Genomic DNA, 14,569 nt, shown 5'->3' with positions numbered 1-14,569 from the left:
TCACCGACGCGCCGAGGGACCGTCGGTGCTGACCGCGTCCAGCGGCGGCCGCTTCGGCCAGATCGCGTCCGAGCCCTCGAGCCATCGCGGCAGGACGAGGAGCGCCTCTGCCTCGGCGGTGAGGTTGCCGTCGCCGTCGTGGCACGTCGCGCGCATGCGACGCTTGCGGCCGTCGGCCACCTCCAGCCACGCGTCGACCGTCACGGTGCCGAGCGGGGTCGGGCGTCGGTAGGTGACGGTCAGCTCCGCCGTCATGCCGAGCTGACCCACCGCAGCCGCCGCCTCGGTGAACAGCTGGTCGAAGACGAGGGACAAGACCCCGCCGTGGACGCATCCGGGCGGCCCCTCGTACAGCGCGTCGAGCTCCAACGTCGCGCGTGCCCCACGGTCGTCCCAGAACATCGCCCGCCTGCCGACCGCACAGGCGAACGGGTTGCGCAGCCCGAGGACGGCGTTGCCGTGCTCGCGCGCACCACCGTCGTGACCGAGCTCGATGCCGAAGGAGCGCTCGCGCGCCGCGACGAGGAGCCGAGCGGTCACGGCGTGCACCTCGGCCGTGACCGCTCCGACCTCGTCGAGGTCGACCTCGGTCCTCAGCTGCGCGTCGCACAGCTCTCGCACGGCCTCGGTGAGCGCCGCGTACGCCCGGTCGCGGCGGGCAAGCTCCTCCGGCGCGAGCATGGTCCTCGAGTACGAGACGAGGCTGGGCCTCTCGCCAGGGCTGCTGCTGGTCGCCTGCGGTCGCATCTGCACGACCTCAGGCTAGAGCCGTCCGCCTGCCGTAGTCAACCGACCAGTTGATTGGCTAACTGACAGGCGGGAAAGACGAGTAGACGGCGACGGACGTCCGTTCGTCCATCGCGGGACCGGGCGCGATGCCAGCGGCACCGAGGGCTGCGAGAGCCTCGGGCACCGATCCCTCGATCTCGTAGATCGCGACGTACCGGAAGCCCGGGTCGCCGGCGTCCGCCGGGTCCTCGAGCGCCACGTAGCGCCGCGCGCCGACGAAGCCGGGGACGGCCAGGATCTCCGGGACGTGCTCGTTCGAGTACCACGCGTTGAACTCGTCCTCGCGCCCGTCGACCGGGTTCGTCTTGACCACCATGATCGCGTCGCTCATCCGTGCTGCCTCCTGTCCCCCGCCATCGCGGGCGTCGTCTCGGCCGTCGCGGATCGCGTCGCCGTGGTCTGCGGCAGCGTGAGGATCGCGTGGACGGGGCAGTCCAGGAGGGCGCGCCGCACGCCCTCCTCGTCCTCCGGGGCGACGTCTCCCGTCCCGACGAGCGAGACGTAGCCCCACTCGTCGAGCGAGAACGTCTCAGGCGCGTGGTCGGCGCACAGGCCGAATCCGTCGCAGAGGGTTCTGTCGAGCTTGATCTTCACCGCAGGGGTCTCCTCACTGTGTGCTCGGCGTGGGCAGCGCCACGGCGAACGGTGGGTCGGTCAGTCGGGCCCCGCCCCCGCCGCAGACGCCGCAGACGTCGTCGAGGTGCGCCGCGACCAGGTCGGGGAACTCGCGCAGCAGGCTCGCCGCGACGTTCGTCGCGCCGTCGAGCGTCCCGCACGCCCCGCGCCCGCGGAGGAACGAGGACCAGTGACGCAGCCGTTCGACGTCGGAGGCCTCCGCCCGGTGGTCGACCAGCGCCCCCAGCACCGCGCTCATCGCCGCCGTGCCGTTGAAGCACGACCCGCACTGCCCGGCGTTCTCCCGGGCGAAGTAGGCCATCACCGAGGCCGACACGGTGACCGGGCAGAGCCCCGACGCGATCACGGCGACCGCGCCGCACCCGAGCCCCGAGCCCGCCGCCGTCATCGCGTCGTGGTCCAGCGGGACGTCGAGGCCCTGAGGTCCGACGACTCCCGAGAAGTAGCCGCCCATCAGAAGGCCAGCGACCGACTCGACGTCCTCCCCGAGCCAGGTCAGCACCGATCGCAGCGTCTCTCCGAAGGGCACCTCGTACAGGCCTGCCGAGCGGCACCCCGTGAGCGTGAGGAGGAAGGTGCCCGGCGAGGTGTCCGTCCCCACGTCTCGGTACGCCGACGGCCCGAGGCGCTGGACGACGGGCAGGTTGGCCAGCGTCTCGACGTTGCTGACCATCGTCGGTCGCCCGTCGACACCCTCCTCGAACGGTCGGGGAGGCTTGTCGGTCGGCAGCGCGGGACCCCCGTTCAGGGCCTGGACGGCGGCGGTCTCCTCCCCGGCGACGTACGCCGGCTCGACCACGGTCACCGTGACACGCGCGTCCCAGACACCGCTCCCGGCCAGCTCGTCGAGCGCGCGCCCGACGCTGAGCGCGCCGGCCTCGTCGGACACGTAGACGTGAAGATCCTCCGTCTCGACCATGAGCGCGGCGAGCCGCAGCCCGTCGAGCACGAGGTGCGGCCGGTGCCGCAGCAGCCAACGGTCCTTGATCGAGGCAGGCTCGCCCTCCTCGCCGTTGGCCACCACGACCGGCGACCCGTTCGCCCGCACGGTCGCGATCTTCTGGCTGATCGGGAACGCCGCTCCGCCGCGACCCCGTACGCCGGCCTGCAGGACGTCGTCCAGCAGCCGGTCGGCGTCGTCGACCGGCGCATAGCCTCCGCTCGCGAGGTACGCGGCAAGGTCCTCGCGCTCGGCAAGGCTCGTGACGAGACGCGGCGCGATGCTGGGGTAGGACGCCACGGCCTCCATGGCGACGGCGTCGTCTGCTGTCAGGCTCATCGGTGTCCTCTCATGCCGTCACGATCACGTTCTCGCCGTCGACCCGGACGGGATACGTCCGGATGCTCCACTCCGGCTTGACCGCGGTCGTCCCGGTGGCGAGCTCGAAGCCCCACTGGTGCCACGGGCAGTAGATGAACTCGCCGTCCCTGACCTCGGCAGCGCCGCCGGGACGCTCCGCGTCGACCACGGTCTGGCCGTGGGTCCGGCCTCCGCACAGCGGTCCGCCCTCGTGGGGGCAGTAGTTGGCGATCGCGTAGAACTTGCCGTTGACGTTGTAGACGCCGACGCCGTACCGCCCGATCGGGACGAGCTTCGACCCTCCGGGCGCGATCTCGTCCACGGTCGCGACGACGTGCTCACGCCCGCGGGCCAGCGGCGCCCTGACCGTCTCTCTCTCGCGCACTAGTACGGCCTCTTCTGACCGGGCAGAGCAGGGACCGTGCTCGGCAGGTGGAAGAGCTCGATCGAGTTCTGGAACATGATCTTGTCGCGCCACTGCTCGGGCATGTGCTTGGCGACCCACTGCGGGTCGTCGAACGTCCAGTGCGGGTAGTCCGACGAGAACAGCAGCAGCTTGTCCGCCTCCATCCACTCGAGCGCGTGGGTGAGCTCCAGCTTGTCCTCGGGGTAGTCCAGGGGCTGGGTCGTGAACCAGATGTGGTCCTTCACGTAGTCCGACGGCTTGCGCTTCAGCCCGTTCTCGGGGCCGCGCGCCGCGTAGATCGCGTCCATCCGCCACATGAGCGGCAGGATCCAGTTGAACGCGTGCTCGATGAGGACGATCTTCAGCGTCGGGAAGCGGTCGAAGACGCCGTCGAAGATCAGGCTCATCACCTGGTTGGCGGCGAGCATCGAGTACGACACCATCAGGTCGTGGTTGTAGGTCATGAACCCGACCGGCGACATCGGCAGCTCGTTGTGCTGACCGCGCCCGAGGTGGCATGCCACGGGGATGTCGTGCCGGGTCGCGGCGGCCCAGATCGGGTCGTACTTCGGGTGACCCCAGGACGGGCGCGGCTCGGCGTTGATGAGGACCTGGGACATGTACGGGTGCCCGACCCACTCCTCGATCTCGCGTGCGCCGGCCTCCGGCATCTCGATCGCGGCGCAGATCGAGCCGCGATAGCGCTGGTGCCAGTTGTTCTCGCTGTCGAGCCAGCACTTGTCCTGCCACTGGTTGTACGCGGCGGCGAGCTCGTGCGCCTCCTCGTCGGTCTGCCCGCCGTTCGGCAGCGGGCCCAGGATCGCGATGTCAGAACCCGCATCCATGATCAGCTGGCGGAACGTGAGGTCGGGGTCGGACCCGGCGAAGTTCCCGTCGTCGGGGAACGAGTCCGTCCGCATCGCGAAGGCGTGGTTGTAGTCCGGCGCGTCGTAGTAGACGGGGTTGCCCGACATCGCGCTGCGCTGAGCGAGCAGCGCACGAAGACTGTCCGAGATGAACTCGTCGATCTCCCCGTAGCGGGGGGTCGGATGGACGTCGCTGTCGACGATCCGGACCTGGACCTGCTCGGAGCCGACCTTGCGTTCTTGCGTGGTGTCGATCGTCATGTGTCTCTTCCTCTCGTGTCGTGAGCGATCGTGGGTGGGTCGAGTCAGGCGGATGCCGGCACGGCGGCGTCGAGCCCGTAGAGCGTGGCCGCGTTGCCCCCGAGCACCTTCGCCCGCTGCTCCTCGCTCCAGGCCCGCGGGAGATCGTCGGGACCGACCGTCTGCCAGCTCGGGTAGCTCGAGCCGAAGAGGAGCATGTCCTCCTTGCCGGTCATCCGGAGCCACTCGTCGGCGAAGTCCGCGTCGCCGGGGCCGTCGAGGAGCCCGTTCACGAAGTAGACGTGGTCGGGCAGGTACGAGCTCGGGATGTTCGGCGCCCACGGCGTCTGCTCCAGGTGCGGCCTTCCGAAGGTGTCGAACCGCCAGATGAACGGCGTCACCATGTCGGCGGCGCCGTCGGTCCACACCACCTTGAGGTCGGGGAACTCGTGGAAGACCCCCTCGGCGATCATGTTGAGGAGGTGCCAGACGAAGGTCATCGGCTGGTACGCCGCGAGGTGCGAGTACGTCCGGGTGATCCCCGACGGGGTCGGCGGGTGCGTGATGCCGGCGCCCATCTCGAGGTGGACCGCGACGGGCAGGTTCGCGTCGCACGCCGCCCGCCACAGCGGCTTGAAGTGCGAGCGCCCGTACGGCTCCTCGGTCTGCATCGGGAGCCCGATCTGCACGATGCGGGGGTGTCCCTTCCAGCGCTCGATCTCGCGAACCGCGCCGTCGATGTCGCGCGGGTTGACGCGGATCGTCCCGCGGAAGCGGTCGGCGTAGGTGTCCGACTCCAACCAGCGCTCCACCAGCATCTGGTTGGTCGCGGCGAGGATCGCCGTGCCCAGGTGCCAGTCGGGGAGGATCGACGCGGCCGTCATGGGGTGCAGGATCGCGAAGTCGAACCCTCGGTCGTCGAGGATCACCTTGCCGACCTGCTCCGGGTCGGAGCCGGGGTGCGACCCGTCAGGATTGTCGGAGCCCTCGACGTAGCGGGGGCCGGGCGGGGCGAACCACGGGACGTCGACGTGCGGGTAGCCCCGGCTCTTGAAGGGCTCGCGCAGGTACGTCCGAAGGTCCGCGTCGGACTTGAAGAACACCTGGACGCTCGCGTCGATCAGGTGTCCACGGGATGCCATCATCTTGACCTCACTTCACTCTCGGAGCGCCAGTGAAGCAAATAATTGCTCCGCTGTAGCGTACTGCAGATGACGTCTGAGCGGCAGGGCTTCCGCGCCCGCGCCGCCGCTGACCTGGTAGTTCGTTCGAGATGGGCAGGCTCCCGAGGATGCCCGGATCGCCTGCAGCGGGCGCTGGGACCGTCCCGGCGTCCCGCTCCCGGTGCTCGTGGTCGCGCGGGATGAACCACACGACCACGCTCGCCAGGAGCCCCGCGCCGACGAGCACCCAGCACGCGACGTGGATGGTGGTCGACGTGGGGACCTCGTGGCCCGCCACGACGGTCGCCGTCGCCGACGTCAGCGCGGCCAGCGCCGCCGTCGACGCCGACGTGCCGATCATCCGGCACAGCGAGTTCACGCCGTTCGCGGACGCCGTGTGGCGACGCGGCACCGCCGCCATGATGATCATGGGCATCGCCGCCATCGCCAACGTGCTTCCCGCACCGATCAGCACCGAGCCGAGGACGACGTGGGCGACCGAGTCGTCGAGCACGACGCGCAGCGCGTACGCGACCGCCATCGTGAGCGATCCCGCCAGCAGCACAGCGCGTCCGCCGAAGCGGCGCAGCAGCAGCCCGAGCAGCGGCGCCGCGAGCACGAACACAGCTGCTGGGAGCGCCATCGCGAGGCCGGTCCGACCGGCGGAGAGCCCGAGCCCGGCGTCGGTCCCCGCCGGGCTGCCGAGCTGGAGCGACGCGAGCAGGAGGTTGGTCAGCAGTCCGAGCGCGATGATCACCGACGCGACGTTCGTGAGCAGGACCGGTCGGCGCGAAGTCAGCCGCAGGTCGATCAGCGGGGAACGGGTACGCAGCTCCCACGGGACCCACACGGCGAAGGAGACCACGGCCGCGACGGCGAGCGCGAGCGTCGTCGGGCTCCCCCACCCCCAGGCGTTGCCTTGGGACAGGACCAGCAGCAGCGGCACCAGCCCCATCGCCAGAAGGACGGCACCGGCCCAGTCGAACCGCTCGTCCTCCTCGGCCGGCGTCCCCGGCGGGAGGAGCCACCACGCACCGATCGCCAGCAGGCCCGCGAAGCCGGCGACGAGCCAGAACAGCGAGCTGTAGCCGAGCGTGCCGTACAGCAGCCCCGCCAAGGGGAGACCGACCGCCGAGCCGATCCCGAGGGTGGCGCTCACCAGCGCGATCCCGGAGCCGACCCGCTCAGGAGGGAGGACGTCCTTCAGGATGCTCATCGAGACGGGGAGGACCGAGGCGGTCACGCCTTGAAGGGTCCGCCCGAGGAGCGCCACGGCGTACTCGTCGGTGACGGCCAGCAGCACCGAACCGGCGAGGAGCACGAGGAGCGCGACCAGGACGAGTCGGCGCTTGCCGAGCATGTCCGCCAGGCGCGACACGATCGGCGTCGCCAGCGCGCCGGCGAGCATCGTCGCCGTGATGATCCAGGACGCCGCCACGGTCCCGACGCCGTAGACCTCGGGGAGCCGTGACACGAGGGGCAGCAGGAGCGTCCCCTGCAGCGCCGCGAGCACGCCGGTGAGGGCGAGGACGCCGATCGTGGCCCACGGCGGCACCGGCCGGCGGGCGCGCAGGCGGATCATGCCGCGTCCCCGTCGATGAAGGCGAGGAAGGCCGGCGCACCGTCGACCCAGAACTCGAAGCCGACGTCCTCCCCCGCGCGCCGGCGGACGCCCCGCTGCTCCCAGGCGTCCTCGGGCCACGGCGGCTCGATCAGCCGCGCACCCTCGATCAACGACAGCACCTCACGCGACGTCCGCGCCGGGTGGTCGTAGTCCTTCGCCCCACCCCGCACGATCAACGTCGGCACCTTCACCTGCGCGAACTCCCAGTCCGCCACACCCGGGATCGCCTCGTTCGCCTTCGGGATGTACGCATCGAACCAACGCTCCATCACCGCCTCGAACTCCTCGGCCCCGACCGCCAGCAGCCGCTCCTTGTTCCGAGGGTTCGCCTCGCACAGATCCGCCCAGCTCCCCGCAGCACCCGGGATCGACAGCACCGCCTCGATCCCCCCGGCCCGCACCGCCCGCAGCTCCGGCAGCACGTACACGCCCGCCAGACTCATCGTCGAGAACGTCCCCCCGACGATGCACCAGGTCAACAGCTTCGTGACCTTCTCCGGATACATCATCGAGAACACGATCATGTCCCGCGCACCACCAGAACCCCCGGCAGCGACCACCTTCTCGATCCCGAGCTTCTCGAGCATCACCCCGAGCGTCTCCGCCCGCATGTGCGACTCCGAACGCCCGTACAGCTGGATGTCCGACCGACCACAGTTCGGCCGATCCCACAACAACACCCGCTTGCCACCCGCCGCCAACGCCTCCGCCAGCTCGTGCACACCGCCGTAGTCCTTGCTGAACCGACCACCCGGCGTCAGCACCACGACCTCGCCGTCCTGCGGACCGACGAACTCGTACACCACCACCCCACCGTTGACCTCGACCTCGGCGTCGGGCATCGCTGCCCCTCCCTCTACTCGTCGATGCTCTGCTCGTCGATGAAGGCGAGGAAGGCAGGCGCTCCCAGCTGCCAGAAGTCGAACAGGGCGCCGCGTCCCTGCCCGGCGGCCACCGCGGCAACCTCCCAGGCGTCCTCGGGCCACGGCGGCTCGATCAGCCGCGCACCCTCGATCAACGACAGCACCTCACGCGACGTCCGCGCCGGGTGGTCGTAGTCCTTCGCCCCACCCCGCACGATCAACGTCGGCACCTTCACCTGCGCGAACTCCCAGTCCGCCACACCCGGGATCGCCTCGTTCGCCTTCGGGATGTACGCATCGAACCAACGCTCCATCACCGCCTCGAACTCCTCGGCCCCGACCGCCAGCAGCCGCTCCTTGTTCCGAGGGTTCGCCTCGCACAGATCCGCCCAGCTCCCCGCAGCACCCGGGATCGACAGCACCGCCTCGATCCCCCCGGCCCGCACCGCCCGCAGCTCCGGCAGCACGTACACGCCCGCCAGACTCATCGTCGAGAATGTCCCCCCGACGATGCACCAGGTCAACAGCTTCGTGACCTTCTCCGGATACATCATCGAGAACACGATCATGTCCCGCGCACCACCAGAACCCCCGGCAGCGACCACCTTCTCGATCCCGAGCTTCTCGAGCATCACCCCGAGCGTCTCCGCCCGCATGTGCGACTCCGAACGCCCGTACAGCTGGATGTCCGACCGACCACAGTTCGGCCGATCCCACAACAACACCCGCTTGCCACCCGCCGCCAACGCCTCCGCCAGCTCGTGCACACCGCCGTAGTCCTTGCTGAACCGACCACCCGGCGTCAGCACCACGACCTCGCCGTCCTGCGGACCGACGAACTCGTACACCACCACCCCACCGTTGACCTCGACCTCTCCCTCAGCCATCCGTGCGCCTCTCTCTCGTTGAGTCATGCGACCACCGCGCGCTCCGCGGAGTCGTCCACGTTCGTCCCGCCCTCCAGGGGCGGCTCCTTCGGGGACTGCTCGTCCAGCGGGAAGTGGCAGGCCGCGAAGCGTCCCGGGCGCACCTCCCTGACCTCCGGCTCGTCCGTCGCGCAGATCTCCTGCGCCAGAGGACACCTCGTACGGAACCGGCAGCCCGTCGGCGGGTTGAGCGGCGACGGGAGATCACCCGACAGCGCCGCCTCCTGGATCTGCGCCTCGGGGTCCGGCTCGGGGATCGACTGTGCGAGGGCCCGCGTGTAGGGGTGCGCCGGGGACGCGAACAGGTCGTCCGACTCCGCCACCTCGCAGACCTTGCCGAGGTACATCACGACGATCCGGTCGCTGAGGTTCTTCACCACCGCGAGATCGTGCGCGATGAAGACCATCGTGAGCTGGTAGCGCTCCTTCATCTCCTCGAGCAGGTTCATGATCTGCGCCTGAACCGAGACGTCGAGCGCCGAGACCGGCTCGTCGCAGATCAGGACCTCCGGGTCGAGCACCATCGCTCGCGCGATCGAGATGCGCTGGCACTGCCCACCGGAGAACTCGTGGGGACGTCGGTCCGCCGCGGTGTCCGGGTCGAGCCCGACGCGCTCGATCATCGACTGGACCCGCGTCGCGGCGTCTCTCTTGCCGACCCCGCCCTGGACGCGGAGTCCCTCGGCGATGATGTCCTTGACCTTCCGGAGCGGGTTCAGCGAGGAGATCGGGTCCTGGAAGATCATCTGGAGCTTGCGCCGCTGCCGTCGCAGGGCGGCACCCTTCAGCCCCGCGATCTCCGCCCCCTCGAGGAGGATCGACCCGGAGGTGGGTGCGGGGAGCTGCATGATCGCCTTCGCCACGCTCGACTTGCCGCACCCGGACTCGCCGACGAGGCCGATCGTCTCGCCGCGCCGCGCGTCGAAGCTCACGTCGGACACCGCGAAGACCCGCTCGCCCCGGCTCCCGACGTACTCGACGGTGAGGTTGCGGACACTGAGCACCACGTCGTCCCCGGCGCGAAGGTGCGCCGTCCCGCTCCCGGCCATCAGACCCTCACCTCCGATGCCACGGGCGTCCCGGCAGCGGTGACGCCGGCCTCGATGTTGCGCTGCCGGGCGCGATCCCCCTCGGGGGTGCCGAGCGGGAAGAAGCAGGCCGCCGCGTGGCGGTCCGAGTCCGGTGTCGTGACCAAGGTCGGCGTCTCCTTCGTGCAGCGGTCCTGGGCGGAGGGACAGCGCGCGGCGAAGCTGCACCCGGGCGGCGGGTCGACGATGGTCGGCGGCCTTCCCGGGATCGACGCCAGCCGCGTGTGGCTGGGATGGTCGAGCTTGGGGATCGCATCGATGAGCGCCCGTGTGTACGGGTGGCGCATGTGGGCGAAGAGCCGTCGGGTCGGCGCCATCTCGACGACGCGCCCGGCGTACATCACGGCGATGTTGTCGGTCCGCCCGGCGACGACGCCCAGGTCGTGGGTGATGAGGATCATCGCCATCCCCGAGCTCGCCTGGAGGTCGCGCAGCAGGTTGAGGATCTGGTGCTGCACCGTGACGTCGAGCGCCGTCGTCGGCTCGTCGGCGATCAACAGCTTGGGCGAGCAGGAGATCGCCAACGCGATCGTGACGCGTTGCCGCATGCCGCCGGAGAGCTCGTGCGGGTACTGGTCGAAGCGCTTCTCGGGCTCGGGGATGCCGACGAGGCTCAGGAGCCGTACGGCCTCGGCGCGCGCCGCTTTGCCGTCGAGATCGAGGTGGTAGCGCAGCGTCTCCGTCAGCTGCTTCCCCACCGTGATCACCGGCGTCAGCGAGGTCATGGGGTCCTGGAACACCATCGACAGGTCGACACCCCACAGGTGCCTGTTCTTCTTGGGGTCGACCGTCGCGAGATCGACGCCGTCGAGCCTGATGCGACTTCCGTCGAGGACGCGGGCGTTGGGGGCGAGGATCTTCATGATCGCCCGGGAGAGCACCGACTTGCCCGAGCCGGACTCCCCGACGACGCCGAGCGTCTCGCCCTTGCGCAGCTGCAGGTCGACCCCGTCGACCGCGCGCACCATGCCGCGGGGTGTGCCGAACCAGACCCGGAGGTTCTCGACCTCGAGGAAGCTCTCGGGCGACGTCGCGCCGTCGACCGCGACGTCGTCCACGTACGGCTCCGTACCGGTGCTCATAGCGATGACTCCCTACCGACGCGGCCCCGTGCCCAGTCGCCGAGCCTGTTGAACGAGAAGACCGTGAGGAAGAAGAAGAGAGCGGGGACGAGGACGAGCTGCGGCTCCTCGCTGAGCGACTCGCGCCCCGCGGCGAGCATCCCGCCCCAGCTCGGCGTCGGCGGCGGGACGCCCACCCCGAGGAAGCTGAGACTGCCCTCGGCGACGACCAGCGTCGCCATCACCACCAGCGCGAGCGAGAGGATCGGCAGCATCACGTTGACGAGGAGCTCGCGCGTCAGGATCCGAAGCGGCCGTGCTCCCAGCGCCTTCGCCGCCGTGACGAACTCCCGGTCGGCGAAGGCGATCGTGTTGGCGCGCGCCACCCGGGCGAAGTTGGGGATGCCGACGAGCGCGAGCGCCACGACCAGCGTGAGGAGGCCCGGCTGGAGCGCGGTGACGACGGCGATCAGGAAGATCAGCGGCGGGAACGCGAGCATGAAGTTCACGAAGAGCGAGCTCGTCGCGTCGGCGGCGCCCCGGAAGTACCCGGCGACCATGCCGATCGTGACGCCGATGAGCAGCGACAGGCTGGTCGCTCCGATCGCGACGGCCATCGAGACCCTGGCGCCGTAGACGATTCGCGACAGCACGTCGCGACCGATCGCGTCGGTGCCGAGGAGGTGGTCCGCCGACGGCATCGCGCTGAAGGAGTTCGTCACCTCGTTCGGGTCCGGCAGAGGCAGCACGCCGGCCAGCAGGGCGGCCAGGGCCACCAGCGCGATCCAGACGACACCGAACAGGGCGCCGTAGTCGCGCCGGCGTCGTACCGGCCTGACGTGCTCGTCGAAGACCTCGAGCGGGGCCTCGATCTCCGTCGCGGTCTGCGGCCCGGGCCGCTGCTGGACGATCTCGGTCATGACGTCCTCACCTTCCTCACGCGCGGGTCGAGCAGGGGGTACGAGAGATCCACGAGGGTGTTCATCAGCAGGTAGACGATGGCGCTCAGGAGCACCACGGCCTGCACGACGATGTAGTCGCGCGACTGGATGGCGGTGATGACCATCGTTCCCATGCCGGGGAGCGAGAAGATCGCCTCGACGAGCACGGTGCCGCCGATGAGGCGCCCGATCACGACGCCCGAGACGGTCACGAGCGAGAAGGACGACTGCCGCAGGGAGTGGCGGGTGAGGATGCTCTTCGTGGGAAGCCCGCGAGCCCGCGCGGAGAGGACGTGGTCCTGCTGCAGAGTCGCCATCATGTCGCCCTTGAGGAGCCGCGTGAACAGGACGCACTCCCCGGCGGCCAGCGTGATGACCGGGAGGATCAGCCGTTTGACGTGCTCGGCGGGGTCCTCGGAGAAGGGCACCCACCCGAGCACCGGCAGCCAGCCGAGCGTCACGGCGAAGACGTAGACGAGGAGGATGCCGAGGACGAAGGCCGGCGTCGCCAGCGTTGCCGAGATCACGAACGTCGAAGCACGGTCCACCAGGCTGCCCGGGCGGTAGGCCGACCACACGCCGACCGGGATCGAGACCGCGAGCGCCACGATCATCGCGAGGATCGCGAGCTCGATCGACACCGGCGCCCGCTCGAGGATCTGGTCGGACACGCTCAGACCGGTCTGGAACGAGCGCCCGAAGTCGCCGTGCAGGATCCCGCCGAGCCAGTCCAGGTAGCGCTGGTACATGGGGTCGTTCAAGCCGTACTGCTCCGCGGCCGCCGCACGCTGCTCGGGAGTCGCGTCCGGCGGGAGGATCGCATCCACCGGGTTGCCCGGGATCAGGTCGAGCAGCAGGAAGACCGCCACCGTCACCAGGAAGAGGAGAAGGAAGAACCTCGCCACCGAGCCGGCGCGACGTCTCCAGACCACCGCGTTCATGTCTCGACCATCCGTTCACTCGCTGTCGGATCGGTGGGTGCGGAGCAGGGAGGGAGCCCCGCACCCACCGCAGGGCGGACTACCGGGCGACTACTCGTTGAGCCACGCGTACTGCCAGTAGGCGCTCGCTCCCGACCCGGTCCCGGTGAGGACGACGCCCTGGACCTTGTCGTGCGCGAAGAGGTGGCCGGTCTGGTAGCGCCAGTTCCGCAGCGGCCCGTCCTTGGACAGCTCGCCGTTGACGGCCTGGTAGGCCTTCTCGACCTCTGCGGGGTCGTTGGACGTGCGCGTCGTCTCGAGGGCCGCATCCACCGTCGGGTTGGAGTAGCTCATGACGTTCAGCGGGCCGTCGGTGTGGAACACCGAGTAGAGACGGTCCATGTCCTGCGACAGCGTCGCGCCCATGATGGTCTGGAAGTCCCGGGCGGTGGACCGTTGCGACAGGGTCGCCCCGTCGACCGGCTCCAGCTTGAAGTCGAGTCCGTCGATCTTGGACATCTGCGACTGGATCAGCTGAGCGACCTGCTCGAGGGCCGGGATGCCCGCGTAGCAGAGGAAGGTCACGGTCTCGCTCGTCTTGCCGGTCCGCTCGAGGTAGTCGTCGAACAGACGCTGCGCCTCGTCGAGATCCTTCTCGGGGAACTTCCCGAGGGCGTCGTCACGGTACGGGCTGTCCGGACGCAGGAAGGCGTCGACGGGCTCGTCGCCCGGATATACGGCGTTGTTGATCTGGGCGCTGTCGAACGCGGCCAGCATCGCCTGCCGCAATCCCTCGTCAGCCATGACCGGATCGGCGAGGTTGAACTGAAGTCCCGTCCCGCCATTGAGCGGCACGCGGTAGATGTCGTAGCCACCCTCGCTCTCGATCGCCTTCGCGTCCTTGGTGAGAAGGGACCAGTCCACGTCGATCTCACCGCTGCGGAGCGCGTTGAGGCGCTGGTCGTCGGCGCCGATGACCTTGATCACGAGCTTGTCGAGGTACGGAAGACCGTCCTCGAAGTAGCTCTTGTTGCGCGAGTACTCGGCCTGCGAGTTGCGCGTCCACTTGTCCAGGACGAACGGGCCGGCACCGACGGGCTTGTTGCCGACGTCGTCGCCCGCTGCCTCGATGGCCTTCGGGGACCCGATCGTGCTCAAGCCCTGGGTCATCGCCCACGGGAGCTGGTAGTTGGCCGTCTCGGAGGTCACGGCAACCGTCAGCGGGTCGACGACCTTCCAGGTCAGCCCCGCCGTGTAGCGCGCCGACGGCGCGAGGGTCTTGGGGTCCTTGATGCGGTCCCAGTTGTAGACGACGGCCTCGGCGTCGAAGGGCGTGCCGTCGCTGAACGTCACACCGTCGCGCAGCTTCAGGGTCCAGTTCTTGCCGTCGGTGCTCTCGAACGACTCCGCCATCTGGCCGACGAACTCCTGCTTGTCGATGTCGTAACGCATCAGCGTCCCGAAGATCGGGGCGCAGCGGTCGAACGACAACGTGCAGAACGCCGGATCGAGTGAGACGGTCTCGACGTTCACGGCGTACGTGAGGGTGCCGCCCTGCTGGGGATCTCCCGACGCGCTGTCGCCGTCGCTCCCCCCTCCGCCGCACCCGGCAAGCGCCAGCCCGAGAGCGGCTGCCACGCCCACGGACCGCGAGATAACCCGCCAACCCTTCATCTGCCATTCCTTCCTCGTACGACTCCGATGTGGGGTCGCTCGACGGAGCACGCCACCGAGCCGGCTGTGTGA

Annotated in this window: 15 protein-coding genes; all 15 read right to left on the bottom strand. The window is 69.6% G+C overall.

Annotation, left to right across the window (positions count from 1 at the left end):
• The 15 genes from ACQSSQ_RS02290 to ACQSSQ_RS02220 all read right to left on the bottom strand — a co-directional run bounded on the left by ACQSSQ_RS02290 (position 1) and on the right by ACQSSQ_RS02220 (position 14,497).
• Positions 1-747: a PaaI family thioesterase gene (locus tag ACQSSQ_RS02290; protein WP_431326763.1), complete on the bottom strand. Its 747-nt coding sequence runs from the start codon at positions 745-747 to the stop codon at positions 1-3.
• A gap of 58 nt (positions 748-805) precedes the next feature.
• Positions 806-1,120: a hypothetical protein gene (locus ACQSSQ_RS02285; protein WP_431325411.1), complete on the bottom strand. Its 315-nt coding sequence runs from the start codon at positions 1,118-1,120 to the stop codon at positions 806-808.
• Positions 1,117-1,383 (bottom strand): ferredoxin, encoded by a 267-nt coding sequence (locus tag ACQSSQ_RS02280; RefSeq protein WP_431325410.1) that lies wholly within the window; start codon positions 1,381-1,383, stop codon positions 1,117-1,119. The genes ACQSSQ_RS02285 and ACQSSQ_RS02280 overlap by 4 nt, the downstream gene beginning before the upstream one ends.
• Positions 1,384-1,396: 13 nt before the next feature.
• Complete coding sequence (locus tag ACQSSQ_RS02275) at positions 1,397-2,704, bottom strand: NADH-ubiquinone oxidoreductase-F iron-sulfur binding region domain-containing protein (protein WP_431325409.1); 1,308 nt, start codon at positions 2,702-2,704, stop codon at positions 1,397-1,399.
• Between the two features lie 10 nt (positions 2,705-2,714).
• Positions 2,715-3,110 carry a Rieske (2Fe-2S) protein gene (locus tag ACQSSQ_RS02270; RefSeq protein ID WP_431325408.1) on the bottom strand — a complete coding sequence of 132 codons (396 nt, stop codon included), beginning with the start codon at positions 3,108-3,110 and terminating at the stop codon, positions 2,715-2,717.
• Positions 3,110-4,258: an amidohydrolase family protein gene (locus tag ACQSSQ_RS02265; protein WP_431325407.1), complete on the bottom strand. Its 1,149-nt coding sequence runs from the start codon at positions 4,256-4,258 to the stop codon at positions 3,110-3,112. Before ACQSSQ_RS02265 ends, ACQSSQ_RS02270 begins: the two co-directional genes overlap by 1 nt.
• Before the next feature lie 44 nt (positions 4,259-4,302).
• Entirely contained in the window at positions 4,303-5,379 is a 1,077-nt protein-coding gene (locus tag ACQSSQ_RS02260) for an amidohydrolase family protein (protein WP_431325406.1), read from the bottom strand.
• A gap of 10 nt (positions 5,380-5,389) precedes the next feature.
• Complete coding sequence (locus ACQSSQ_RS02255; RefSeq protein ID WP_431325405.1) at positions 5,390-6,982, bottom strand: MFS transporter; 1,593 nt, start codon at positions 6,980-6,982, stop codon at positions 5,390-5,392.
• Positions 6,979-7,866 (bottom strand): alpha/beta fold hydrolase, encoded by an 888-nt coding sequence (locus tag ACQSSQ_RS02250; RefSeq protein WP_431325404.1) that lies wholly within the window; start codon positions 7,864-7,866, stop codon positions 6,979-6,981. The genes ACQSSQ_RS02255 and ACQSSQ_RS02250 overlap by 4 nt, the downstream gene beginning before the upstream one ends.
• Before the next feature lie 14 nt (positions 7,867-7,880).
• Positions 7,881-8,774, bottom strand: a complete 894-nt coding sequence (locus ACQSSQ_RS02245; RefSeq protein WP_431325403.1) for an alpha/beta fold hydrolase — start codon at positions 8,772-8,774, stop codon at positions 7,881-7,883.
• Positions 8,775-8,797: 23 nt separating this feature from the next.
• Entirely contained in the window at positions 8,798-9,862 is a 1,065-nt protein-coding gene (locus ACQSSQ_RS02240; protein WP_431325402.1) for an ABC transporter ATP-binding protein, read from the bottom strand.
• A complete protein-coding gene (locus ACQSSQ_RS02235) occupies positions 9,862-10,983 on the bottom strand; it encodes an ABC transporter ATP-binding protein (RefSeq protein WP_431325401.1) in 1,122 nt (373 codons plus the stop codon). The genes ACQSSQ_RS02240 and ACQSSQ_RS02235 overlap by 1 nt, the downstream gene beginning before the upstream one ends.
• Positions 10,980-11,882 carry an ABC transporter permease gene (locus tag ACQSSQ_RS02230; protein WP_431325400.1) on the bottom strand — a complete coding sequence of 301 codons (903 nt, stop codon included), beginning with the start codon at positions 11,880-11,882 and terminating at the stop codon, positions 10,980-10,982. Before ACQSSQ_RS02230 ends, ACQSSQ_RS02235 begins: the two co-directional genes overlap by 4 nt.
• The gene (locus tag ACQSSQ_RS02225; protein WP_431325399.1) at positions 11,879-12,844 is read right to left on the bottom strand and encodes an ABC transporter permease; all 966 of its coding nucleotides are present in this window, start codon (positions 12,842-12,844) and stop codon (positions 11,879-11,881) included. The genes ACQSSQ_RS02230 and ACQSSQ_RS02225 overlap by 4 nt, the downstream gene beginning before the upstream one ends.
• A 90-nt stretch (positions 12,845-12,934) precedes the next feature.
• Positions 12,935-14,497, bottom strand: a complete 1,563-nt coding sequence (locus ACQSSQ_RS02220) for an ABC transporter substrate-binding protein (RefSeq protein WP_431325398.1) — start codon at positions 14,495-14,497, stop codon at positions 12,935-12,937.
• Positions 14,498-14,569: the final 72 nt, after the last annotated feature.

Source organism: Mumia spirodelae (assembly GCF_050632745.1).
Lineage (GTDB): Bacteria > Actinomycetota > Actinomycetes > Propionibacteriales > Nocardioidaceae > Mumia.
The sequence above is the reverse complement of the archived record's forward strand: the minus strand, read 5'-3'. Positions and strand labels throughout refer to the sequence as shown.

Excerpts from the sequence above, each read along its gene's own strand:
- ACQSSQ_RS02225 (WP_431325399.1), bottom strand. The coding sequence starts at position 12,844 with ATGAACGCGGTGGTCTGGAGACGTCGCGCCGGCTCGGTGGCGAGGTTC.
- ACQSSQ_RS02230 (WP_431325400.1), bottom strand. The coding sequence starts at position 11,882 with ATGACCGAGATCGTCCAGCAGCGGCCCGGGCCGCAGACCGCGACGGAG.
- ACQSSQ_RS02260 (WP_431325406.1), bottom strand. The coding sequence starts at position 5,379 with ATGGCATCCCGTGGACACCTGATCGACGCGAGCGTCCAGGTGTTCTTC.
- ACQSSQ_RS02255 (WP_431325405.1), bottom strand. The coding sequence starts at position 6,982 with ATGATCCGCCTGCGCGCCCGCCGGCCGGTGCCGCCGTGGGCCACGATC.
- ACQSSQ_RS02290 (WP_431326763.1), bottom strand. The coding sequence starts at position 747 with ATGCGACCGCAGGCGACCAGCAGCAGCCCTGGCGAGAGGCCCAGCCTC.
- ACQSSQ_RS02285 (WP_431325411.1), bottom strand. The coding sequence starts at position 1,120 with ATGAGCGACGCGATCATGGTGGTCAAGACGAACCCGGTCGACGGGCGC.
- ACQSSQ_RS02275 (WP_431325409.1), bottom strand. The coding sequence starts at position 2,704 with ATGAGCCTGACAGCAGACGACGCCGTCGCCATGGAGGCCGTGGCGTCC.
- ACQSSQ_RS02265 (WP_431325407.1), bottom strand. The coding sequence starts at position 4,258 with ATGACGATCGACACCACGCAAGAACGCAAGGTCGGCTCCGAGCAGGTC.
- ACQSSQ_RS02235 (WP_431325401.1), bottom strand. The coding sequence starts at position 10,983 with ATGAGCACCGGTACGGAGCCGTACGTGGACGACGTCGCGGTCGACGGC.
- ACQSSQ_RS02245 (WP_431325403.1), bottom strand. The coding sequence starts at position 8,774 with ATGGCTGAGGGAGAGGTCGAGGTCAACGGTGGGGTGGTGGTGTACGAG.
- ACQSSQ_RS02250 (WP_431325404.1), bottom strand. The coding sequence starts at position 7,866 with ATGCCCGACGCCGAGGTCGAGGTCAACGGTGGGGTGGTGGTGTACGAG.
- ACQSSQ_RS02240 (WP_431325402.1), bottom strand. The coding sequence starts at position 9,862 with ATGGCCGGGAGCGGGACGGCGCACCTTCGCGCCGGGGACGACGTGGTG.
- ACQSSQ_RS02220 (WP_431325398.1), bottom strand. The coding sequence starts at position 14,497 with ATGAAGGGTTGGCGGGTTATCTCGCGGTCCGTGGGCGTGGCAGCCGCT.